The following is a 22,586-nucleotide window of genomic DNA, read 5'->3' as shown; positions in this document are numbered from 1 at the left end:
AGCCGCCTACGCTGGCCCTATGAACCTCGAAGGGCAACTCTCACCGTCAGAATTCTGGATGATGATCGACGAGATGGAACAGCACATCAGAAAGACCTGCGAAGAGTTGCCCGCGGTCACGCTCAAAGATTGGCACGGGCCGGTGAGCTTCGGGAATTGGCAGGTTGACCCTCCCAACACCGCGATCGTCCACGGTGATCCGACAGGCAGCCCCTATCTTGAGGTGCGCACTACGCGGGACAACGCTGAGTTGCTGGCACAGACACTGTGGATGATGCGCGAACCCGCGCACATGATGAAGCGAAGGCGCGCACCGCTCCCGCGCGCGGATTCCAAAGCCACGGTCAGCCTGGACGGCGTGCCGCTTGAACTGAACCTGTGGACCGACGACGGCGGCTGGTACGCCTTCGGGACAGGGCGCACTTTCAACCTGGCGCTGGCGGGCTCCAACACCGAAATGGCGGACATCCAACTGGAAACCATCACCGACATCGAACCGTACCTGCATCTACAGCGCCAGCACATCGCGCGCCTCCGCGGGGAAGCATAGGCTCCGCCGGGAACCACGAGATTGACGCCGTCCGGGAGTGTCAGTACCTCGCGGTAACTTGTTAACCATGAAGTTCGCCAACTCCGTCGTGGATCTAATCGGTAACACCCCGCTCATCAAGCTGAACCAGGTGACGGGAGGCCTCAAAGCAACGGTCCTCGTAAAGGTGGAGTACGTGAGCCCCGGCGGTTCCGTGAAGGACCGCATTGCCGTCAAGATCATCGACGCCGCGGAAAGGGAAGGCAAGCTGAAGCCCGGCGGAACCATCATCGAGCCTACGTCCGGCAACACCGGCGTCGGGCTGGCGCTGGTTGCCCAGCAGCGCGGGTACAAGTGCATCTTCGTGGTCCCGGACAAGGTGGGTGTGGACAAACGCAATGTTCTGGCCGCGTATGGTGCGGAAGTGGTTGTGACGCCAACGGCAGTGGCTCCCGACAGCCCGCAGTCCTACTACGGCGTTTCGGACCGGCTGACGCGCGAAATCCCCGGCGCGTTCAAGCCAGACCAGTTTTCCAACCCCAACGGCCCGCTCAGCCACTATGAGAGCACCGGCCCTGAAATCTGGCGCGACACCGACGGGCAGATTACCCACTTCGTCGCCGGCGTCGGAACCGGCGGCACCATCAGCGGTACAGGCCGCTACCTCAAGGACGTCTCGAAGGACCGGGAGGCCGGTCCGGTGCGCATCATCGGCGCGGACCCGGAGGGCTCCGTCTACTCGGGCGGAAGCGGGCGCCCGTACTTCGTCGAGGGCGTGGGTGAGGACATGTGGCCTGACGCCTATGATCCCGAGGTTCCGGACGAGATCATCCCCGTGAACGACGCCGAAAGCTTCGCCATGACGCGCAGGCTCGCCCGTGAGGAGGGCCTCCTGGTGGGCGGCTCCTCCGGGATGGCTGTGGTCGCGGCTCTGCGCGCGGCGAAGGATCTGGGCGAGGACGACGTCGTCGTCGTCCTTCTGCCCGACAGCGGCCGCGGCTATCTGGGCAAAATCTTCAACGACGACTGGATGAAGTCCTACGGCTTCATGGACAGCGGTGACGAGGCAACAGTGGGGGAGGTGCTCCGCTCCAAGAACGGCGCCCTGCCGGACCTCGTCCACACCCACCCGAATGAGACCGTGCGGGACGTCATCGCCATCATGAACGAGTTCGGCGTCTCCAACATCCCGGTGCTCTCGCAGGAGCCGCCCGTGGTGATGGGCGAGGTCCTCGGCTCGGTGGATGAGCGGTTGCTGACGGAGAAGATCTTCCACGGCACCGCAAAGCTGACCGACAAGATTTCCCAGCACATGGATGACAAGCTGCCGCTGATCGGTTCGCTGGAATCCGTGGCAACTGCCCGCGAACGCCTACAGGGCAGCGACACACTGATGGTCACGTTCGTCGGGGCACCGGTGGGAATACTCACGCGCCAGGACCTGCTGACGTACCTGAGCAGCTAAGAAGGAGATTCACATGCCAAATGGCTTCAACACCCGGGCGATCCACGCCGGGCAGACCCCCGCCCCCACTACCGGCGCCGTCATACCGCCGCTGTACCAGACCACGACGTTCGCCCAGGACGGCATCGGAAAGCTCCGGAACGGCTACGAGTACGGGCGAGGCACCAATCCCACCCGCGATTCCCTCCAGGAACAGCTCGCCGCGCTCGAAGGCGGGGAGCACGCGTTCAGTTTCTCCTCCGGCCTGGCGGCCGAGGACGCCCTGATCCGGGCGCTGCTGAAGCCGGGTGACCACATCGTGTTGGGCAACGATGCCTATGGCGGCACGTACCGTCTGATCAACCGCGTGCTGGCGGACTGGGGCATCACCAACGCGGCCGTGGACATGGCCGACCTCGACGCCGTCGAACGCGCAGTTACCTCGGGCAATACCCGCATGGTGTGGGTGGAAACGCCGTCGAATCCGATGATGAAGATCACCGACATCGAAGCCATCGCGGGAATTGCAAAGAAGGCGGGCGCCCTGCTGGTTGTGGACAACACTTTCGCCACGCCTTACTTGCAGCAGCCGCTCAGCCTGGGGGCCGACGTCGTCGTGCATTCCACCACTAAATACATCGGCGGGCATTCGGACGCGAGCGGCGGTGCGGTGATCCTGAACAACGCCGGCATGGCTGAGAAGGTGGGCTTCATCCAGTTCGCAGTCGGTGCGGTTTCGGCGCCGATGGAAGCGTGGCTGACCACGCGCGGGCTGAAGACGCTCGGTGTGCGCATGGACCGGCACAGCTCCAACGCACTGGCGATCGCCCAGTGGCTCGTTCAGAGGGACGAAGTGGAACGCGTGTACTACCCGGGCCTTCAGGACCACCCCGGCCACGAGCTCGCCGCCCGCCAGATGCGGGACTTCGGCGGCATGATCTCGGTGTCCTTCAAGGGTGGCGAACAGGCTGCGCGCACCGTTGCGGAGAACACTGAGCTCTTCACACTGGCGGAGTCCCTGGGCGGTATCGAATCGCTGATGAACTACCCGTCGGAGATGACCCACGCCTCGGTCAAGGGAACCGAACTCGCGGTTCCGGAGAACCTGGTCCGCCTGTCGGTTGGTATCGAGGACGTCAACGACCTCATTGCGGACCTGGAGAAGGCTTTCGCGAGGCTCTGAGTCGCTTTTCCGAAACGCTATTTCTTACGGAACGGTGACGCCGTGCGGCTCGCCAACCGCACCCACTTGTTCTGCGGCTTCGGGTGGATCTTCTGGAACCAGGCGCTCGAGGTTGGTAGCCACATCAGCACAATGCTGAGGAGCATGACCACGCAGATCACCGAAAGGCCGGGCGTCCTGCGCACGATGATCGGGACGCCCACAATGAACCCGATGGTTGTCAGCAGCTCACGGGCGCCGCGCCTGCCGCGCATAAGCCCGAGCACCAGCACCAGCTGGATGACGGCGATGCCTGCCATCAGTATGCCGAGGCCGATCAGCCCCGCCCGGTCAATCTCCTGAAGCGTCGCGGATACGAGGAACGAAACCGCGGCGATCAGGAACAGGACACTCACGAGCGCCCACATGGCGATGGCGACCCTGATGGTCAGCGGCCGTGGGGGCAGTGTTGGGCGGGGCTTGCGTGCCATGGTTATCCTCGGGGTGCCACAACGCCGGTGCGGGCGTCGTCGTCGTAGTGGTAGACCTCTTTGCCGCCGATCCAGACCTTCAGCGCTCGCTGCATGACATCCAGCGGGTCACCGCTCCACAGTACGACGTCGGCGTCCTTGCCGGGTGCCAGGGAACCGATGCGGTCGGCCAGCCCGAGCACCTTCGCGGGGTTGAGCGTGATGGAGCGCAGCGCCGTGACGGGGTCCAGGCCCTCCTTCACGGACAGCGTGGCCTGGTGCACCAGGAAGTTGATCGGGATGACCGGGTGGTCGGTGATGATGGAGATTTCGACGCCGGCTTTGGCGAGCTTCCCCGGGTTCGCGAGTGAGCGGCCGCGCAACTCCACCTTCGACTTCGTGGTGAACAGCGGTCCGATCAGCACGGGGATACCGCGTTCGGCCAGCACGTCCGCGAGCAGGTGCGCTTCGGTTCCGTGGTCGAGGACCAGCTCGTAACCGAACTCGTCGGCGATGCGTAGGGCGGTGGCGATGTCGTCGGCGCGGTGCGCATGCTGGCGCCATGGAATCTCGCGGCGAAGCACCATTGCCAGTGCCTCGAGCTTCGGATCGCGGCCGTTCTCATCCGCTTTGCCCATGTAATTCTGCGCGTCCATAAAGGCCTTGCGGATCACCATCGCGGTGCCCAGGCGGGTGGACGGCGTCTGCTTCTTCTCGCCATAGACCCGCTTAGGGTTTTCGCCGAGTGCCGACTTCAGGCCGCTGGGGGAGCGAAGCACCATCTCTTCGATGTAGCGGCCGTGAGTGTGGATGGCGACGGCCAGCCCGCCGATCGGATTGCCGGAGCCAGGATTGACGTTCACCGCGGTCACGCCGCCGGCAAGGGCGTCGTCGAAGCCGGGGTCATACGGGTTGACGGCGTCCAGGGCGCGTACGCCGGCAGTCACGGGGTCGGTCATCTCGTTGGTGTCATCACCCGCCGAGCCCTCGCCTTCCTCGTGCGTACCGAGGTGGACGTGGGCGTCCACGAAGCCTGGCAGCAGCCATTTGCCGCCGGCATCGACGACGTCGGCACCCTCCGGTAGCCGTACATCGGCGCCGAGCGCTGCGATCTTGCCGTTCTCGATTACGACCGTTCCGTCGAAGGGAACGCCATCGATGGGCACGACGTGAGCATTGGTGATTGCTGTGACAGTCATGGGTGTGGACCTTTCGCCGGTGGTGGGGGTCACACTCCAACTTACCGTCTGCCTACACTGTTGCGATGTCACAAAGAAACGTGCTTGTCACGGGAGTAGGCCGTTCGGTGGGCATCGGGGCCGGAATCGCACGGGTCCTGGCCGCTGAGGGCTGGGATCTGGCATTGAGCTATTGGCATCCGTATGACCGGCGGGTGAACCAGGCATCGTCCGGAGCGGAGGAAATCCACGCCCTGGCGGAGGAACTCGAGCGAGGCGGCTCGATGGTAGTGAGCCTGCCGGCTGATCTTGAAGATCCCGCTGCAGCCGATCGCCTAATTGAACAGGCCACGGATCGCCTCGGGCCGCTGACCGGGCTCGTTCTCAGCCACACGGAAAGCGTCGACTCGAGCATCCTGGACACGACGCTGGAAAGCTTCGACCGTCACTTCGCGGTCAATGTGCGCGCATCGTGGCAGCTCATCCGCGCCTTCTCATTGCAGACCCCGGACGACGGCGGCGCGATCGTCGCGCTGACCAGCGACCGTGCACCCTTCCGTACGGTGCGTCGAAGGGCGCGCTGGACCGTATTGCCATCGCTGCAGCCTACGAACTCGGCGACCGGAAAATCAGCTCGAACGCCCTCAACCCCGGCCCGGTGGATACGGGCTGGATGACTGAGGAAATCCGGGATGCCGTCCAGCAAAGACAACCGACCGGCCGCCTGGGGACGCCGGCGGACGTCGCCGGCGTCGTCGCTTTCCTCCTGTCCGACGCCGGGCGCTGGGTCAGCGGTCAGCTCATCAAGGCCGACGGCGGGTTCTCCGCGGCGTAGAGGCATTCGCCCGCGCGCGGATCCTGTTATCAAGAACACCCGTTAAGAACGCGTAAAGACGGTCTGCGTCAGCCCGACGCGGCGCTTCAATAGTGTGAGCCCACGGAACGAGTGGGGAACACCATGGGAGATGCCAAGCCGTGAACCTATCCGGGACAGCCACTGCGCTGCTCGCCAGGCCGTCCAGGGTTGTGCATGAGTCAATCCCCCCCATTCTGAGCCGGGTACGGCGGGTCCTCGCACCTCGTCATCCGGCGCAGTTCGTGGTGCTCGGGTTCGGGCTGGCGATCATGGTGGGCACACTGCTGCTCATGCTGCCGCTGGCGAAGGTGGGACCAGGCGGCGCCTCCCTATTGGAAGCGTTGTTCACTGCGACGTCTGCAGTCTGCGTCACCGGCCTGATTGTGGTGGACACGCCGGTGTACTGGACCGGATTCGGGCACACTGTGATTCTGGCCCTCATCCAGGTGGGCGGCTTCGGCATCATGTCCTTCGCATCGCTACTCGGCATTCTGCTGGCACGTAAGGTGGGCTTGAAGTCACGCATTTCCGTCGCGGCAGAAACCAAGAGCGGTTTCGGCGATGTCCGCCGCGTTCTCCTCGGCGTCCTCCGAACCAGTCTCATCGTTGAGGGCCTTGTAGCAGTCGTCCTCATGTTCAGGTTCATGCTGCACTACGGGGCGGGGCCCGCGGAAGCCCTCTGGCTGGGGGTCTTTCATTCGATCTCCGCGTTCAACAACGCCGGATTCGCTCTCTACAGCGACAGCCTCATGCAGTTCGTCACGGACCCCTTCATCTGCATTCCCATCGCATCGGCGGTCATTCTGGGCGGACTCGGGTTTCCGGTCCTGTTCGAGCTGCGCAGGGAGTTCCGGCGACCGCTGCACTGGAGCATGAATACCAAGCTGGTTCTCAGCGGGACGGCCGTGCTGCTGGTGTGTGGCGGGATCTTCATCACCGCCGTGGAATGGACCAACCCCGGCACGCTTGGTCCGCTGGAGCCCCAGGACAAGATCCTCGCCGGCTTCTTCCAGTCGACCATGACCCGCACGGCCGGCTTCAACAGTGTTGATTTCGCTGCCCTCCACCCCGTGACCTGGCTTGCGATGGACGCCCTGATGTTCATCGGCGGAGGTCCCGCCGGTACCGCAGGCGGACTTAAGATCACTACGTTCGCCGTGCTCTTCTTCATCCTCTACACCGAGATCCGCGGCGGTGTCGCGGTGAACATTTTCGGCAAGCGCCTCTCGCGCGCAGTTCACCGGCAGGCCATCACCATCGTGTTGCTCGCCACAGCCCTGGTGGTGCTGTCCACGATGTTCCTGATGCTGATCACCGACTTCGGCCTCGACCGCCTGTTGTTCGAAGTCGTCTCAGCTTTTGGCACGGTCGGCCTGTCCACGGGCATCACGGCGCAGTTGCCTCCGGCGGGCCAGCTGCTCCTGATCGCGGTCATGTTCATCGGCAGGCTTGGCCCCATCACCCTCGCCTCCGCGCTTGCCCTCCGGTCACGTCCGGTCATGTACGAATACCCCAAGGAAAGGCCCCTCATTGGCTAAGTCCCGTTTGTTCACCATGAGATCCGTCGAGCAAACCGCGCAGGCGGACTCCGTCGCGGTGCTGGGCCTCGGCCGGTTCGGTGGTGCCCTTGCCCTTGAGCTGGAGGAGTCCGGTACTGAGGTGCTCGGCATTGACGCGAGTGAGGACGTCGTGCAGTCCTTCAACGGCAGGCTCACCCACGTGGTGAAGGCGGACACCACCAAGGAAGAAGCACTCCGCCAACTCTCGCTGCCCGACTTCGACCGGGTTGTCGTCGGAATCGGCAGCGACCTCGAGGCCAGCATCCTGACCACGTCACTGCTGCTGCGGTTCGAGAACATGATCATCTGGGCCAAGGCAGTCAGCGAGGCGCACGCACGCATCCTCGAGCAGTTGGGTGTTTCCCATGTCATCCGGCCTGAACACGATATGGGCAAACGGGTAGCGCACCTGGTGCGCGGCAGCATGCTGGACTACGTGGAGTTCGAGGATAACTTCGCGATGGTGAAGACCCGCCCGCCGAAGGAGTTCTGGAACCAGGAACTTGGCTCGAGCGGGCTGCGGAGGAAGTACGGGGTGACCGTGGTGGCGGTGAAGCGGCAGGGAGAGTGCTGGGACTACACGACCGCAGGCACCACCCTCTACAGCGACGATGAAATCATCGTCGCCGGTCCCACCTCCAAAGCAGAGAAGTTCAGCGCCATCCTCTGAGGAGGGACAGGCTCTGACAGAATGCAGCCATGCGCATACAGGGGACGGTAGGGCTGGGGAAGGCGAGGACTACCGTCGGCTTTGTCCTCGCTGTGATCCTGCCGCCCCTGCTCGAACTCCTCATGATGCCGGCGGGGAACGACTTCCTGGCCGTCGAGGTTCTGCTGCAGCTGGCCGCAGTTGTAGCGGTGGCGCTGGTCGGTGGGCTGTGGCCGGCGCTCCTCGCAGCGCTGTGGAGCAGCCTGATCCTCAACTACTACTCAACTGAACCGGTCGGATCCCTCGAGATCGCGGACCCCGAGAACCTCCTGACTCTCGTCATCTTCATAGGCGTTGCTGTCCCGGTGTCGCTGGTGGTCGGACTCGCTGCGCGGCGCTCGCAGGAAGCGGCACTCGCATCCGCGGAGGCGGCGACGCTCGGCGAGCTTGCGCGCGGAGTCCTGGCCGCCGAGGATTCCCTGAAGGGTTTCCTCGAGCACGTCCGGAACCACTTCGGTATGCGAACGGCGGCGCTGTTCCGAGAAACAAACGACGACGACGGCGCGCGCCCCGCCCGGGCAGGGGCACTCCAGTGGGACGTGGTGGCGAAGACGGGGACGCCGTCGTCGTCGGGCAGGCAACACCTGGACCGCGCAGACGCTGCAACGGATATCGACGGCGGATACCGGCTCGCGCTGTACGGACGCGTCCTGTCCACCAGGGAACAGCGGCTGCTCGGAGCGTTCGGATCCCAGTTCGCAGCGATGCGCCAGCGGCAGGAGCTGGTCGCGAGCACGGAGGAGAACCGGCGGCTGGCCGAGGGCAACGTCATGCGCACGGCCATCCTGCGCGCTGTATCCCATGATTTGCGCACACCACTGACGGGGATCAAGCTTGCCGTCAGCAGTCTCCGTCAGGAGGGCATCCGGTTCACGCCGGAAGAGGAGGCAGAGTTGCTGGCGACCATCGAAAATTACTCTGACCGGCTGGAATCGCTCATCGACAACCTGCTGGACATGTCCCGGTTGACCGGCGAGGCGGTGACTCCGCACATCGGGCCGGTGTATTGGACGGAGGTCGTCTCCGCTGCGCTGCAGGGATCGCCGCCGGGCCGTATCCGCGTGGAGCTGCCCGCGAACATGCCGCCGGTCGAAGCCGACTACGGGATGCTCGAACGGGTCATCGCGAACATCGCGGAGAACGCGGACAAGTATGGCGGCGAGGGTGACATCGTGATCGACGGCGCCGTTTCCGGCACAGTGCGCGGCGTCCCGGCGAGCGAGTTGCGGATCAGCGACCACGGCGTTGGGATCGATTCAGCTTCTCTCACCCGGATGTTCCAACCCTTCCAACGGTTGGGGGACGCAGCGGCGGGTACCGGCGTGGGGCTGGGACTGGCCGTCGCGCGCGGATTCACCGAGGTCATGGGAGGCGAGCTGACCGCCGAACCGACGCCCGGCGGCGGCCTCACCATGGTGCTGCGGATGCCCCTGTCCACGGGCGTTGCGGCATGACGACGGTCCTGATTGTCGACGACGAGCCCCAGCTCCTTCGGGCGCTGCACATCAACCTCCGTGCTCACGGCTACCGGCCTATCCCGGCTCCTGATGGACAGTCCGCGCTCGCCGCAGCGAGTGAACACCGGCCGGACCTGGTGGTGCTGGACCTAGGCCTGCCGGATCTCGACGGGGTGGACGTCATCAGGTCGCTTCGCAACTGGACGCAGGTGCCCATCATCGTGCTTTCCGCACGGCACGGATCAGAGGACAAGGTCGAGGCGCTGGACGCCGGCGCTGATGATTACGTGACCAAACCCTTCGGGCTGGACGAGCTGCTGGCGAGGCTGCGCGCGGCCGGGCGACGCGCCGTCGTCGTTCCTGAAGTTCCCACCGTGGAGACGGGAAGCTTCATGCTCGACCTCGCGGCCCGCAGGGCCGTGCGCGACGGCGCGGACGTGCGGCTGACTCCGACGGAGTGGAGGATAGTCGAGCTGTTGGTGCGCAACCCAGGCAAACTCATTTCCCAGAAGCAGCTTCTGATGGACGTCTGGGGTCCGGCGTACGCGAAGGAGCTGCAGTACCTGCGGGTCTACCTGAACCAGGTGCGCGGCAAGCTTGAGCCGGACCCCGCACGGCCGCGGCACTTCATTACCGAGAGCGGAATGGGGTACCGGTTCGAGCCTTAGTCTGTACCTATGACAACTGGTGTTCTGCTGGCCGTATGCCGTGTCCATGCGCTGCTGCCCACGAAGGATTCCACGGGTCTTACGGCGATCGACAAGCGCGCCGCGGAGGGCCCTGTGAAGGTGCATCCTCTCGGGCTGACCGGTGACATCCAGGCCAGCCGGAAGCACCACGGTGGGCCAACAAAAGCGCTCTACGCCTACTCCCAGGCTGACGCGGATTTCTGGTCAGCGGAGCTCGGCCGCGACATGGTGCCGGGCAAGTTCGGCGAGAACCTGCGCGTTGACGGCCTCGAGGCCACCCATGCCGTTATCGGTGAGCGCTGGCGGATCGGTGAGGTTATCCTCGAAGTGACCGAGCCGCGCACTCCCTGCGTGAACTTCGCCCGCTACCTCGGTGAACCCAACTGGGTGAAGCGTTTCGCGGCCGAGGGGCGGATCGGCACGTACCTCCGGGTCGTGAAGGGCGGGCAGATCGAGGCGGGGGACGCCGTCGTCGTCGAATCCCGGCCCGGGCACGGCGTGACCGTCGGCCAACTTTTCGCCGGCCTCTCGCCTGAGCAGGCGGACCGGCTTCAAGCCGCCGACGACGACGGCGCGCAGCTCACCCCCGACGTCCGGAAGGTCCTCGCGCGGGCACGGCAAGTCCCGGCGCCCACGCCCTGAATCGAACAGGCAGGACACGCCGCGAATAGGGCGGCTGAATCGGCGTGTCCTGCTGAATCGATGACTGTGCGCAGCCTCACGCCGACCCTGGGTCGGCTTCGGTGAAGCACTGCAGGCGCGTACTGTACACTGGAAACATCCCCCACACCGGTTTTCCCTTGATTCCTGCCCTGAAGCGGCATGGATTGGTTGTGTTGGGGCCTGCGGCGAATAAGCCAAGCAGGCAGATTCATTCAGGGAGCGCCGGCTAGAGAACATTGCACTTCACCGCTGTGAAAGCGGCCGAAGCTGAAATGTGAGGTCCTGCCGCGGGATTGAAACAGCGCTGGATTTCCTGTTCATACGGCTGCCCTTAGCCGTCCGGCTCCTAGTGAAGGACTACTTCCTCATGCCTGAAAATCTGCCCTCCGACGTCACTGACACGCCAGAAACCGAAACTCCTGATACAACGTTCGCCGACTTCAACCTGGACGGACGCGTCCTGGCTGCCCTCGCCGACGTCGGATACGAGAAGCCGTCGCCCATCCAGGCGGCTACCATCCCCGTGTTGCTGGAAGGCCGCGACGTCGTCGGCCTGGCCCAGACCGGAACCGGCAAGACCGCCGCGTTCGCTATCCCGGCGCTGTCAAGGATGGCGGAACTCGCTGACCTGAACGGTCCGGCGAAGTTCACGCAGGTCCTCGTCCTTGCACCGACCCGCGAGCTTGCGCTGCAGGTTGCGGAGGCGTTCGCTTCCTACGCCAAGCACATCGACAACTTCACCGTCCTCCCGGTGTACGGCGGATCGGCTTACGGTCCCCAGTTGGCCGGTCTCCGCCGGGGCGCGCAGGTTGTTGTCGGTACGCCCGGACGCGTGATCGACCACCTGTCCAAGGGCTCGCTGGACCTGTCCAACCTGGAGTACCTCGTGCTCGATGAGGCTGACGAGATGCTGCGCATGGGCTTCGCCGACGACGTTGAGCAGATCCTTGCGGAAACTCCCGAGGACAAGCAGGTGGCACTGTTCTCCGCCACCATGCCCGGTGCTATCCGCCGCATCGCACAGAAGTACCTGAGCAACCCTGCTGAGATTACGGTGAAGGGGAAGACCTCCACCGGCACCAACACCCGCCAGCGCTACCTGCAGGTGATGGGCCCGCACAAGCTCGACGCCATGACGCGGATCCTTGAGGTCGAGGATTTCGACGGAATCATTGCGTTCGTGCGCACCAAGATGGCCACTGAAGACCTGGCGGACAAGTTGCGTTCCCGGGGCTTCCAGGCAGCTGCCATCAATGGCGACATCCCGCAGCAGCAGCGTGAGCGCACCATCGAGGCGTTGCGTGACGGCAAGATCGACATCCTGGTCGCTACCGACGTCGCAGCCCGCGGCCTCGACGTTGAGCGCATCTCCCTCGTGGTTAACTACGACATCCCGCATGACACCGAGTCCTACGTGCACCGCATCGGCCGTACGGGCCGCGCCGGGCGTTCGGGTGACGCGATCCTGTTCATGACGCCGCGTGAGAAGTACCTGCTGCGCTCCATCGAGAAGGCCACCCGCCAGCCGGTGGAACAGATGCACCTCCCCTCTACCGAGACCGTCAACGAGCTGCGCCTGAACAAGTTCGCCGAGCGCATCACTGAGACGCTCGCCACCGAGGACGTCTCGATCTTCCGCAACCTGATCGCCAACTACGAGGACGAGCACAACGTACCGGCAGCCGAGATTGCCGCTGCGCTCGCCATCATGGCTCAGGGTGGGAACCCGCTCCTGGTCAAGGACATCCCGCAGGCACCGGCCGGCCAGAAGGAGCGCGCGGGCGGACGCAAGGACGGCTTCGGCTCACGCGGACCGACGCGCACCCTGACCGAGGGCAACGCCACCTACCGTATTGCGGTGGGCCGTCGCCAGCGCGTCATGCCGGGTTCGATCGTCGGCGCGATCGCCAACGAAGGTGGGCTCTCGTCGTCGCAAATCGGCGGGATCGACATCCGCGCTGACCACACCCTCGTGGAGCTCCCCGCTGAGCTCAGCAAGGACCAATGGCGCGCCCTGTCCAAGACCCGCATCGGCGGCGAGCTGATCCACCTTGAGCTCGATAAGGGCCGTCGCCCCAACCGCGAACGTCCTGCCGGCGACTTCAAGAAGCCTCACCGCAAGGGCGAGGGCTTCCGTAAGGATCGCGACCACGACGGCGGTTTCCGCGCCGACCGCGGGCACGACGGCGGCTTCCGCAGCGAGGGCTTCCGGTCGGACCGCGCGGCGGGCTCGGATGAGCGCAAGCCCCGCCACAAGAAGGGTGCAGGCGCCGGCAACGGGCGCCGCGACAACTGGTGATTTCAGTAGGCTGATTCGACGCCGAACTGGACCATCCGCAAAAGCGTCGTTGTTGGGCAGGATCGTGGCAAATTCCCCACGATTCCGCACAATAGCGGCGCTTTTCGCCGTTCTGAACGGTGCCCGGCGTCGTTCTTTCACGTGTCCCAAGGGTCCTCCGCGAGTGGTGCCGAGAGAATTTCTCAGCGCGGGATTTAGCTGGTAAAGTTTTCTGCTGTTGCCCCCCTAGCTCAGTGGTAGAGCGCGTTCTTGGTAAGAACGAGGTCACCGGATCGATTCCGGTGGGGGGCTCTCAAATGGGAGGCCCGCCGCAGATCGTAAGATTGAAAGCGGGCAGTCTCATTTGTGGCGGTGTAGCTCAGCTGGTTAGAGCGCACGACTCATAATCGTGAGGTCGCGGGATCGAGTCCCGCCACCGCTACAGGCAGCAGGCCGGCAGTTCTTTTTGGAGCTGTCGGCCTGCTTTTTGTTTCCCTGGGCCGCCACCCGTTCCGGCGCAGTGATCAGCCTCCTTATAGTATGGTCCGCGAGGCACATCAACAGGACAGGAACCATGACTGACAACAACTCGGCCTGGGGCCCCGGCGACAACCCGGAAGACTTCCCGACCAGGGCAAGCAGACGGCGTGCCGGCAAGGATCCCGGCACCGGACCCATCTCCGAGGTCCCGAGGTTCGCGGACCGCTTCTCGCCGGCCGAGGAAGCACCCGAGCAGGGACCAACCGTCCACGCCGAAGCCGAAGAGCAGACGGTGCGCCGTCCCGTCCTCGACATCCGCTTCGACGAATCCGCAAACAGCACGAGCACCTGGACCACATCCGTCCCGGTCACCTTCCCTACCCAGGCAGACGGCAACGGGAGCGGCAACGGCAGCAGGCCGTCCGTAACGTCCGCCCGGAGCGCCGGAACTGCAACGACGACGCCGCCGGACTCCACTCCTGGCGCACCGGCTGAATCGACCGAACTGGCTGAACCGGCCGAATCAACGACGACGACGGCGCCCGCCTCAGTGCCGGACGCCGCGTCGCCGCCCGCCTCCGTGCCGGGCGCACCAAGCGTTCCCCCGCGTTCGACCCGGCGGCCTGCGGACGAGCCCGAGGGCCGCCGTCGTTCCTTCCTCGCAACCGACAACGGAAAAGTGCCGGCGGAGACGGGCTTCCGCGGGCTGTTGACGAAGATCGGGATCCGGGTGCCCCCTTCGAAGCGCGAGCTCATCCAGCGGGCCAACACCCGCGCCGTCAGCCAGCACTGGCCCGGCCCGCGCACCATCTCGGTGGTGAACGGCAAGGGCGGTGCCAACAAGACGCCCACAACCGTGATGCTCGCCGCCGTGTTCGCGCGCAACGGTGGCGGTCCGGTTCTCGCCTGGGACAACAACGAGACCCGTGGAACACTGGGCTGGCGTACCGAGCAGGGGCCGCACAGTTCAACCGTGATGGACCTGTTGCCGCAGACCGGCCATCTTCTTTCCCCGTCCGCGCAGTCGGCGCTGCTTGCCCGGTTCGTCCACCACCAGATCGAGGACAAGTATGACGTCCTGCGGTCCAAGCCGGATGTGCTTGCGTCAGAGCAGAAGGTCACCTCGGATGACTTCGATGCGCTGCACGAGGTGGCATCCAAGTACTTCCGCCTGAACATCGTGGATTCCGGTAATGACGAAACCGCCGAGCGTTGGTTGCGGATGATTCACCACACCGACCAGCTGGTGATCGCGACAACCACTCTCGAGGAGCACGCGGAAGCAGGGGCACTGCTACTGGAAGCGTTGCGTGCGCGCGGCGGGAAGTACGCTGAACTGTCGCAGAACGCCGTCGTCATTGTCAGCCAGTCGGACAAGAATGGTACGGCTGCACAGGCCCAGGAGATTGCCGACGGGTTTGGGCAGCTGGCACGTCGTGCAGTCACTATCCCGTACGACGTCGCACTGCTGAAAGGCCGTATCCGCTGGGGCGCACTGAAACCCGCTACCCAGAGTGCGTGGCTTGGTGCGGCTGCCGCGGTGGCCGAAGGACTGTAAATAATCAGCTTGCTTATCACTTTGATCATTCCTAGGCTTGGAACGTAAGCCAACGGAATGGAGGAAGCATGACTGCGCACGATATTTCAGGCAAGAAGGTAGCTTTTCTGCTCACGGACGGCGTGGAGCAGGTCGAGCTAACCAGCCCGTGGGAGGCCGTCAAGGGTGCCGGCGGTGTCCCTACGCTCGTCGCTCCCTCGGAGGGATCAGTGCAGGGCTTCAAGGGCACGGAGAAGGGCGACGCATTCCCGGTCGACCTGACGCTCGATCAAGCCAATGCGGATGACTTCGATGCGCTTGTCCTTCCCGGCGGTGTGGTGAACGCGGATCACCTCCGTGTCGAGAAGAATGCGCAGGCCTTCGCACGCAGTTTCTTCGAACAACACAAGCCGGTGGCCGCAATCTGCCACGCACCGTGGCTGTTGATCGAGGCCGGCGTCGTCAATGGTCGTGACATGACGTCCTACCACACGCTCGAGACTGACCTGCGGAACGCCGGCGCCAATTGGACGGACGACGAAGTGGTGGTGGATCAAGGTTTCGTGACCAGCCGCAACCCTGACGATCTCCCCGCCTTCAATGACAAGGTCCTCGAGGAGATCGCGGAAGGTCCGCACGAGGGTCAGACCGCCTAGCTCAACGAATAACTGCGGAGGGTCCGGTAGCGTGGCGACATGCTCACCGGACTCTTCCTTTGCCACGGCGTGTCCTGGGCAACCTCCGGCCCCATCCTGGAGCTGACGACGCCGCAGGGGACTCCCAAGTCGCTCTCACTAGCGGAGCCGCAATTCGTCGGGTTCCGTGTCGACGGCCCGCCCGGACAGCGGTACTGCACGGGTTACGCCCAAGCGATCGGACCCACCGAACGCAACGCGCTCCCCTGCCCAACACAGACGACGGCGGAGCGTGGGTACCAGTGCGGGCCTTGTTTCGCGCGGGATGACTTCCGCTTCATGCACGACGTCCACCGTTCGGGCATCGCCCCGCCCGGGCTGGCGGCCTACCTCGCCCAGGATCACTGGCTCTACATCGCTACCTTCGCCGACGGGTCCACGAAGGTAGGGACGGCCTCGAACCGAAGCAAGTGGACGCGCCTGGCTGAGCAGGGCGCCGTCGTCGCCCGTTTCGTGGCCCACACCGAAGGCGGCCGCGTAGTTCGCGTTCTGGAGGACACGGTGACGCGCCATCTCGGACTACCGCAAGGCGTGCGGTCGGCGGTGAAGGTCGCCGGTCTCGCTCGTCCCATGCCAACGGACAAGCTCGATGCGGTGAATGGGGAGAACAGCGCGCTCGCGCGCGAACTGCTGCGCCAAGACATCGACATCGACGGCTTCCACGGAGTCGATGAGCGGTGGGATCCGCCGGCGTCCTGGCGACCAGTGCTTGCCGCGCGTGCACAGGTGTACGCGCCGAGCCCGGAGGCGGGAGAGCACGGGGGAGAAGTGCGATTCCTGCTCGGTCAAGTGGCACTTGTTGACCTGCCTGAAGGGAGCTTCCTCCTGGATCTTTCTCGCTTGCGAGGCCGGCGCCTTGAGCTCGGAAGCTTCAGGTCGCCGCCGATTGCAGTGCAGGACGAACTGTTCTGACGTTGCGACATGATGCTTCGCCGCCCGTCCTGATTGGCTAGCCCCTCGCACCGCAATCGCGCTACGGTGGCGGGCACCCTGCCGATACGCTTGTACCCATGCTGAATACGCCGTGGGAGACCGGTTCGCCGCTCTACCGGAAACTGGTCATCTCCGCCCTGATCCTGACCGGCGTCGGGATTCTGCTTGCCGTCGCCGGGGCAATGCTCCAATCCGATGTGCTGGTGTACGTGGCGATGCCCATCATCGTTGCGGGCCTGGCTGCGCACCTGGCAGGACTGGTGGTGCGTGGCAGGGATGCCCGGCGTCGTCATCGTCCAACCAACGGACGGTAAGAACGCGCCATTACAGCTAGGCTTGTGCAAGCTGGAACCGCTGGAAAAGGAGCTTCATTGACCATCAATCCGGACCTGCACGGCCGCAGTTATCCTGCCGCCGAGGTCTACGCCGTCGGCCGGGAGAAGATCCGCGAGTTTGCGCTCGCAGTAAAAGCCACGCACGCGTCGCATTTCGACGTTGAGGCCGCACGCTCCCTCGGACACCGCGACCTGGTTGCGCCTCCTACATTCGCGATCATCGTTGCGCAGCGTGCCGATGCGCAACTGATCAATGATCCGGAGGCGGGAATCGATTTCTCGCGCGTTGTCCACGCCGACCAGCGGTTCACGCATCACCGGCCCATTGTCGCTGGCGACGAACTCGTAGCCGAACTGCACGTGGACCAGGTTCGTGCCATGGGCGGCGGGGCGATGATCACCACACGCGCCGAAATCTCCACCGTTGAGGGCGAGAAGACAGCAACAACGACGTCGTCCATCCTGGTCCGCGGAGAGGAGCAGTAACCATGGCGGTAACTTTGACAGACCTTGAGATCGGACAGGAAGTCGGACGTACCTCCGTCGCGGTCACGCGGCTGGACCTGGTCAAGTATGCGGGTGCTTCCGGAGACTTCAATCCCATCCACTGGAACGAGTCCTTCGCACGCGGAGTGGACCTGCCCGGCGTCATTGCACACGGGATGTTCACCATGGGCACCGCGGTCCAGCTCGTGACGGAGTGGATCGGCGACCCGGGAGCGGTCATCGATTACCAGACGCGTTTTACCCGGCCGGTGATCGTTGAGGACACTACCGGGGAGCAGGACGCTGCCGGCGCCGTTGTCGAAGTGGTTGGCGTTGTCGGGGCGCTGGATGCTGACAACTCAACGGCTCGCATCGACCTGACCGTTTCAGCGGCAGGACAGAAGGTGCTGGTCAAGGCGCAGGCAGTGGTTCGGGTTTGGTGAGTACCCTCGCCGAACTGACCACGTCTGCGGTCGGCGGCCCTGCACGCAAACTGGTTGAGGCGTGCACAGAGGCGGAGATCATCGACGCGGTTCGCTCAGCGGACGAGGCAGGCGAACCCCTCCTGCTGATCGGCGGCGGTTCGAACCTTGTGATCGCCGATAGCGGATTCAACGGTACGGTGGTGCGGATCGCCTCGACGGGCTTCACCGTCGACGACGACGACGCCACCTGTGGAGGCGTGATGGTCACCGCCCAGGCCGGGCAGCCATGGGACGAGCTGGTCGGATATACAGTGAGGCACGCGTACTCGGGTTTGGAGGCGCTCTCAGGAATTCCGGGCTCAACCGGCGCCGTGCCGGTGCAGAACGTGGGTGCATACGGTACGGATGTCTCCCAGACAATCGCTATGGTGCGGACCTATGACCGCGAGACAAAGTCGATCAAGTCCCTTGCGAACTTCGACCTTGCATTTGGGTACCGCGATTCGCTGCTGAAGCGGACCACAGAGTCGGGTTCGCCGCGATACGTGGTGCTGACTGTCCAGTTTCAGCTGGGGCTTGGCCGGATGAGCAGTCCCGTCCGGTACGCCGAACTTGCCCGCGAACTTGGTGTCGAGGTCGGTGGTAGGGCTTACGCCAACGACGTACGCAGGGCCGTTCTGAGGCTGCGGTCGGCGAAGGGCATGGTGCTCGACGCCGGTGATCGCGACACCTACAGCACCGGATCCTTCTTCACCAATCCCGTGGTCAGCGCCGACGTAGCTGCTTCGTTGCCGGAAAGCGCGCCGAAATATCCGGCGGCGGACGGCAAGGTTAAGCTCACCGCAGCCTGGCTGATTGAGAATGCCGGCTTCGGGAAGGGTTTCGGGTTGGCTGATGATCCCGGTTACGAAGCCGCCGGTGGAAGGGCAGCTCTCTCCACCAAACACACGCTGGCGGTGACGAATCGCGGCGAAGCCTCTGCGGAAGACCTCCTGAGTATCGCGCGACTGGTGGCCGACGGCGTGCACCGGAACTTCGGCATCCGGCTGCACCCCGAACCACTTCTTATTGGATGTTCACTCGCTTGACCGGCTCTGGGCCGGTCAAGCCCGTGCATGAACGGCTCACGTGACCACCCGGCGTCGTGCCTTTTCCGCTGCCGCCCGTGTCTGCATGACGGCGTGACGGTGCCACCTGCTGTCCACGAGTTGGCGGCTGCACAGCCACTGCACCAGGCGGGACACAAGACTGATCTGCGCGAGCCTGTCGTGGAAGTCGGTAAGAAGCCAGTGTGAACTCAGAAAACGGGGGAGCGCGAACACGAGATCCTCGGCTCCGAGGACTCTCGCGAACGCTCCTTCGGGTTCGAACTGCCGTTCCAGGTTCAGAAGCGTCACGGTATCCGCTCCCACGGTGGCATCTCCTTCCGTCTCCAGGAAGAGCCGGAGGTGAAGAAGGACGCGCGCATACCGCTCTACCGTGGCGGGGTGCTTCCCACTTGCGCTCCCTGAGAAGTAGCGGGTCAGGATGTCATCTACGGAAATCTGGTTCATGCCGCTCAGTCTGCCGTCCGCCTCCGACATTTTCGGGGGAACGTACATTCGAACGAGGGAGACCGGATGAAACCTACAGGTTGCCGGTTGCGATGAGCAGCATGCGTCGGAGCGGCTCGGCCGCGCCCCACAGCAGCTGGTCGCCCACCGTGAAGGCGCTGATGTACTCCGGGCCCATCTCAAGCTTGCGGATGCGGCCGACGGGGATGTCCATGGTCCCGCTCGCTGCTACCGGCGTGAGCTGCGTCATCGACGCTTCCTTGGTGTTCGGCACCACCTTTGCCCACTGGTTGTCGGAGGCGATGATGTTCTCGATCTCACTGACCGACAGGTCCTGAGTAAGCTTCAACGTCAACGCCTGGGAGTGGGAACGCATTGCACCGATGCGGATGCATAGCCCGTCGAAGGGGATGCGCGCACCGGGAGTGACGTCCGTACCGAGGATCTTGTTAGTCTCCGCCCCGGCCTTCCACTCCTCTTTCGACTGGCCGTTGCCAAGGTCAGCATCGATCCACGGAATGACCGAGCCGGCAAGCGGAACACCGAACTGGGATGCGTCCATCTCCGGATTCTTCTGCTGGGCGAGTACCCCGCGGTCGATCTCGAGGATCGCTGAAGCCGGGTCCGCCAGGTTATCCGCAACAGCACCGTGGATGGAGCCGAACTGGTTCAGCAGTTCGCGCATGTGCCGTGCACCGCCGCCGGAGGCCGCTTGGTAGGTCATCGATGTGCCCCACTCAACCAGTCCGTTCTTGAACAGCCCGCCGAGGCCCATGAGCATGCAGGAAACCGTGCAGTTCCCGCCGATGAAGTTCTGTACTCCCCGGGCGAGCCCCGCATCGATTACGTCCCGGTTCACTGGATCGAGGACGATGATGGAATCGTTTTCCATCCGCAGTTTCGATGAAGCATCGATCCACAGGCCGTCCCATCCGGCGTCGCGCAGTTTGGGGTAGACCTCTGCGGTGTAGTCGCCGCCCTGGGCTGTGATGATGATCGGCAGTTTGGCGAGGGTCTCGACGTCGTAAGCATCCTGAAGGGGCGCCGCCCCCTCGGCGAACGACGGCGCAGCGCCGCCGGCGTTGGAGGTCGAGAAGAAAACGGGATCAATGAGCCGGAAGTCACCCTCATCCTGCATGCGCTGCATGAGGACTGAGCCAACCATTCCGCGCCATCCGACCAAACCGACGGAGGGCACGGACGCGGACGCGTGAGCTGCGGAAGTCATGGTTCAAGTCTAGGGGAGCCCCGCGTAAGCGTCCGTTTTCGGTTACGTCACAGGCACAGTACGACGACGGCGCCCGGCTTCACTGAATGGGTCGTGGAAGTCCGCGTTCCTTCCGCAGTTGGTGTGCTCGCCACTCGCGGCGAAAGTTCCTCGTGGCATAAATCCCGAGCAGCACAAACAGGCCAGTCACGATCAGGAACCAGCCAGCCTCCGGATCCCGCTCAACGAACATCCCATGGATCGGCAGATACAGAAAGATCATCGTGATCACAAGAATGGCGAGGACGTACACCAGATGGCCCCACCAGGTGCTTATCTTGGGGCCGAGTCCCGTACGGCTGACGCCATACTCGTCAGGCGTATAACTGAGCAGCTCACCATTGACTGCGCGCACGAGGATGCGCTTCTCGCCGGTGCGTTGAATGTATTCTTCATGGGCCGCAGTAGTTGCGGCATCCCGGTGGGCCCTCTCGGAGGCCTCTGACATGCTTCGCGCGGACTTCGAATCGTAAACCACGGGCTAGCCTTTCTGCGTCCACAGGCTGATCCGGAACCGTGTTCCATTCTCTGATGTGTTCCAGTCTTCCTGGGGATCCACACCGTGCAGCTTCCACGATCCAACCAGGACCGGCGCGTACGTATCGCCGTCGGCCGAGGACTCAATCAGCGTCACCAGCGCAGCATTGGCGAGCGGCGCGGCTTCCGCGTAGATCTGCCCGCCACCGATAATCCAGATCTCCTCTGCCCCCTCGCTGCGGCGGGCTTCAGTGAACGCCTCATCCAAAGAGCCGACGACGACGGCGCCAGGGTAGCCGGCCTGGTCCAAGGTTTGCCTGCTCACCACGATGTTGGTGCGCCCCGGCAGCGGACGGTAGCGCTCCGGGAAAGATTCCCAGGTGCGCCGGCCCATGATCACGGGATGTCCCTCGGTGGTGCGCTTGAAGTGCGCCATGTCCTCGGGTAAACGCCAGGGCATGCCGCCGTCGCGTCCAATAACGCCGTCAACCGTCTGGGCCCAGATCATGCCGATCACCGGTGTCCCGACAACCGACGCCGGCTTCAGGAGTTCACTCATACGGCGATCGGAGCCTTGATCGTGGGGTGGTGCTGGTAGTTCTCCACCGTGAAATCCTCCAGGGTGTAGTCGAAAATGGTTTCCGGCTTACGGTTCAGCCGCAGGGTCGGGTATGGGTAGGGCTCCCGTGAGAGTTGCTCGGCAACCTGGTCCAGGTGGTCGTCGTAGATGTGTACATCACCACCGGTCCAGACAAACTCACCGGGCTCAAGCCCCACTTGCTGCGCAACCATCAGCGTGAGCAGTGCGTAGGACGCGATGTTGAATGGTACGCCGAGGAACGTATCAGCCGAGCGCTGGTATAGCTGGCAGGAGAGCTTTCCGTCCGCCACATAGAACTGGAAGAAGGCGTGGCAGGGTGGCAATGCCATGTTCTCAAGCTCGGCGACGTTCCATGCGGAGACGATGTGCCGGCGTGAGTCCGGTTTGGACCTCAGTCCCTCGATGAGGCGTTCGATCTGGTCGATGTGCCCGCCGTCCGGTGTGGGCCACGAGCGCCACTGCACGCCATAGACGGGGCCGAGCTCGCCGTCGTCGTCCGCCCACTCGTTCCAAATCCGGACGCCGCGCTCCTGCAGCCATCGAACGTTGGAATCGCCGCGCAGGAACCAGAGGAGCTCCAGGGCAACCGACTTGAAGTGGACCCGCTTGGTGGTGATGAGCGGGAAGGACTCGGCGAGATCGAACCGGAGCTGGCGGCCGAACACGCTCCGGGTACCAGTACCTGTGCGATCCGATTTCGGGGTTCCGTTTGCGAGGACGTCGCGGAGCAGATCTTCGTACGGAGTGGGAACCGAGGTAGTCACGGGACTAAGCCTATCGGGCGAGGGGCCCGGCCTGAGCGA

At 64.1% G+C, this 22,586-nt stretch carries 23 protein-coding genes, 2 tRNA genes and 1 pseudogene; 19 read left to right on the top strand and 7 right to left on the bottom strand.

What is annotated here, in order from left to right; translation table 11 throughout:
• Positions 1-19 precede the first annotated feature (19 nt).
• The 3 genes from ACX80C_RS13125 to ACX80C_RS13115 all read left to right on the top strand — a co-directional run bounded on the left by ACX80C_RS13125 (position 20) and on the right by ACX80C_RS13115 (position 3,156).
• Positions 20-550: a hypothetical protein gene (locus ACX80C_RS13125; protein ID WP_459326899.1), complete on the top strand. Its 531-nt coding sequence runs from the start codon at positions 20-22 to the stop codon at positions 548-550.
• 67 nt (positions 551-617) lie between these two features.
• Positions 618-1,994, top strand: a complete 1,377-nt coding sequence (locus ACX80C_RS13120; RefSeq protein WP_459326898.1) for a cystathionine beta-synthase — start codon at positions 618-620, stop codon at positions 1,992-1,994.
• A gap of 13 nt (positions 1,995-2,007) precedes the next feature.
• Positions 2,008-3,156: a cystathionine gamma-synthase gene (locus ACX80C_RS13115; protein WP_459326897.1), complete on the top strand. Its 1,149-nt coding sequence runs from the start codon at positions 2,008-2,010 to the stop codon at positions 3,154-3,156.
• A gap of 17 nt (positions 3,157-3,173) precedes the next feature.
• Here the strand turns inward: ACX80C_RS13115 and ACX80C_RS13110 are convergent, their stop codons facing one another.
• Both ACX80C_RS13110 and ACX80C_RS13105 read right to left on the bottom strand, forming a co-directional pair.
• A complete protein-coding gene (locus ACX80C_RS13110) occupies positions 3,174-3,626 on the bottom strand; it encodes a hypothetical protein (protein ID WP_459326896.1) in 453 nt (150 codons plus the stop codon).
• Positions 3,627-3,628: 2 nt separating this feature from the next.
• A complete protein-coding gene (locus ACX80C_RS13105; protein WP_459326895.1) occupies positions 3,629-4,804 on the bottom strand; it encodes an amidohydrolase in 1,176 nt (391 codons plus the stop codon).
• 65 nt (positions 4,805-4,869) lie between these two features.
• Between ACX80C_RS13105 and ACX80C_RS13100 the strand changes: the two are divergent.
• The 16 genes and pseudogenes from ACX80C_RS13100 to ACX80C_RS13025 all read left to right on the top strand — a co-directional run bounded on the left by ACX80C_RS13100 (position 4,870) and on the right by ACX80C_RS13025 (position 18,973).
• Positions 4,870-5,618 (top strand): annotated as a pseudogene (locus ACX80C_RS13100) (SDR family oxidoreductase).
• A 290-nt stretch (positions 5,619-5,908) separates the two neighbouring features.
• On the top strand, positions 5,909-7,177 hold the full coding sequence (locus ACX80C_RS13095; protein ID WP_459326911.1) for a TrkH family potassium uptake protein: 1,269 nt from the start codon (positions 5,909-5,911) through the stop codon (positions 7,175-7,177).
• Positions 7,170-7,868, top strand: a complete 699-nt coding sequence (locus tag ACX80C_RS13090; RefSeq protein WP_459326894.1) for a potassium channel family protein — start codon at positions 7,170-7,172, stop codon at positions 7,866-7,868. The genes ACX80C_RS13095 and ACX80C_RS13090 overlap by 8 nt, the downstream gene beginning before the upstream one ends.
• A gap of 29 nt (positions 7,869-7,897) precedes the next feature.
• Positions 7,898-9,361 carry a sensor histidine kinase gene (locus tag ACX80C_RS13085; RefSeq protein ID WP_459326893.1) on the top strand — a complete coding sequence of 488 codons (1,464 nt, stop codon included), beginning with the start codon at positions 7,898-7,900 and terminating at the stop codon, positions 9,359-9,361.
• The gene (locus ACX80C_RS13080) at positions 9,358-10,032 is read left to right on the top strand and encodes a response regulator (RefSeq protein ID WP_459326892.1); all 675 of its coding nucleotides are present in this window, start codon (positions 9,358-9,360) and stop codon (positions 10,030-10,032) included. The genes ACX80C_RS13085 and ACX80C_RS13080 overlap by 4 nt, the downstream gene beginning before the upstream one ends.
• 9 nt (positions 10,033-10,041) lie before the next feature.
• Entirely contained in the window at positions 10,042-10,695 is a 654-nt protein-coding gene (locus tag ACX80C_RS13075; RefSeq protein ID WP_459326891.1) for an MOSC domain-containing protein, read from the top strand.
• A 388-nt stretch (positions 10,696-11,083) separates the two neighbouring features.
• Positions 11,084-13,015 (top strand): DEAD/DEAH box helicase, encoded by a 1,932-nt coding sequence (locus ACX80C_RS13070; protein WP_459326890.1) that lies wholly within the window; start codon positions 11,084-11,086, stop codon positions 13,013-13,015.
• Positions 13,016-13,234: 219 nt separating this feature from the next.
• Positions 13,235-13,306 (top strand) — tRNA-Thr (locus tag ACX80C_RS13065).
• Between the two features lie 56 nt (positions 13,307-13,362).
• Positions 13,363-13,436, top strand: a tRNA-Met gene (locus tag ACX80C_RS13060).
• Positions 13,437-13,568: 132 nt separating this feature from the next.
• A complete protein-coding gene (locus tag ACX80C_RS13055; RefSeq protein WP_459326889.1) occupies positions 13,569-15,032 on the top strand; it encodes a MinD/ParA family ATP-binding protein in 1,464 nt (487 codons plus the stop codon).
• A 68-nt stretch (positions 15,033-15,100) separates the two neighbouring features.
• Positions 15,101-15,667 carry a type 1 glutamine amidotransferase domain-containing protein gene (locus ACX80C_RS13050; protein WP_459326888.1) on the top strand — a complete coding sequence of 189 codons (567 nt, stop codon included), beginning with the start codon at positions 15,101-15,103 and terminating at the stop codon, positions 15,665-15,667.
• Between the two features lie 39 nt (positions 15,668-15,706).
• Complete coding sequence (locus ACX80C_RS13045; RefSeq protein ID WP_459326887.1) at positions 15,707-16,618, top strand: DUF2797 domain-containing protein; 912 nt, start codon at positions 15,707-15,709, stop codon at positions 16,616-16,618.
• A 98-nt stretch (positions 16,619-16,716) separates the two neighbouring features.
• Positions 16,717-16,953: a hypothetical protein gene (locus tag ACX80C_RS13040; protein ID WP_459326886.1), complete on the top strand. Its 237-nt coding sequence runs from the start codon at positions 16,717-16,719 to the stop codon at positions 16,951-16,953.
• Positions 16,954-17,010: 57 nt separating this feature from the next.
• Positions 17,011-17,460, top strand: a complete 450-nt coding sequence (locus tag ACX80C_RS13035; protein WP_459326885.1) for an FAS1-like dehydratase domain-containing protein — start codon at positions 17,011-17,013, stop codon at positions 17,458-17,460.
• A 2-nt stretch (positions 17,461-17,462) separates the two neighbouring features.
• On the top strand, positions 17,463-17,903 hold the full coding sequence (locus ACX80C_RS13030) for a MaoC/PaaZ C-terminal domain-containing protein (protein ID WP_459326884.1): 441 nt from the start codon (positions 17,463-17,465) through the stop codon (positions 17,901-17,903).
• The gene (locus tag ACX80C_RS13025; RefSeq protein WP_459326883.1) at positions 17,900-18,973 is read left to right on the top strand and encodes a UDP-N-acetylmuramate dehydrogenase; all 1,074 of its coding nucleotides are present in this window, start codon (positions 17,900-17,902) and stop codon (positions 18,971-18,973) included. The genes ACX80C_RS13030 and ACX80C_RS13025 overlap by 4 nt, the downstream gene beginning before the upstream one ends.
• Positions 18,974-19,009: 36 nt before the next feature.
• Here ACX80C_RS13025 and ACX80C_RS13020 read toward each other — a convergent pair whose 3' ends face one another.
• The 5 genes from ACX80C_RS13020 to ACX80C_RS13000 all read right to left on the bottom strand — a co-directional run bounded on the left by ACX80C_RS13020 (position 19,010) and on the right by ACX80C_RS13000 (position 22,547).
• Complete coding sequence (locus ACX80C_RS13020; RefSeq protein WP_459326882.1) at positions 19,010-19,438, bottom strand: hypothetical protein; 429 nt, start codon at positions 19,436-19,438, stop codon at positions 19,010-19,012.
• 73 nt (positions 19,439-19,511) lie between these two features.
• The gene (gene asd, locus ACX80C_RS13015) at positions 19,512-20,666 is read right to left on the bottom strand and encodes an aspartate-semialdehyde dehydrogenase (RefSeq protein ID WP_459326881.1); all 1,155 of its coding nucleotides are present in this window, start codon (positions 20,664-20,666) and stop codon (positions 19,512-19,514) included.
• 79 nt (positions 20,667-20,745) lie between these two features.
• Entirely contained in the window at positions 20,746-21,183 is a 438-nt protein-coding gene (locus ACX80C_RS13010) for a hypothetical protein (protein WP_459326880.1), read from the bottom strand.
• 3 nt (positions 21,184-21,186) lie between these two features.
• Complete coding sequence (locus tag ACX80C_RS13005) at positions 21,187-21,741, bottom strand: dihydrofolate reductase (RefSeq protein WP_459326879.1); 555 nt, start codon at positions 21,739-21,741, stop codon at positions 21,187-21,189.
• Positions 21,738-22,547 carry a thymidylate synthase gene (locus ACX80C_RS13000; protein ID WP_459326878.1) on the bottom strand — a complete coding sequence of 270 codons (810 nt, stop codon included), beginning with the start codon at positions 22,545-22,547 and terminating at the stop codon, positions 21,738-21,740. The genes ACX80C_RS13005 and ACX80C_RS13000 overlap by 4 nt, the downstream gene beginning before the upstream one ends.
• Positions 22,548-22,586 lie beyond the last annotated feature (39 nt).

This window comes from Arthrobacter tecti (genome assembly GCF_054511355.1).
This window is presented reverse-complemented; position numbering and strand designations above follow the sequence as displayed.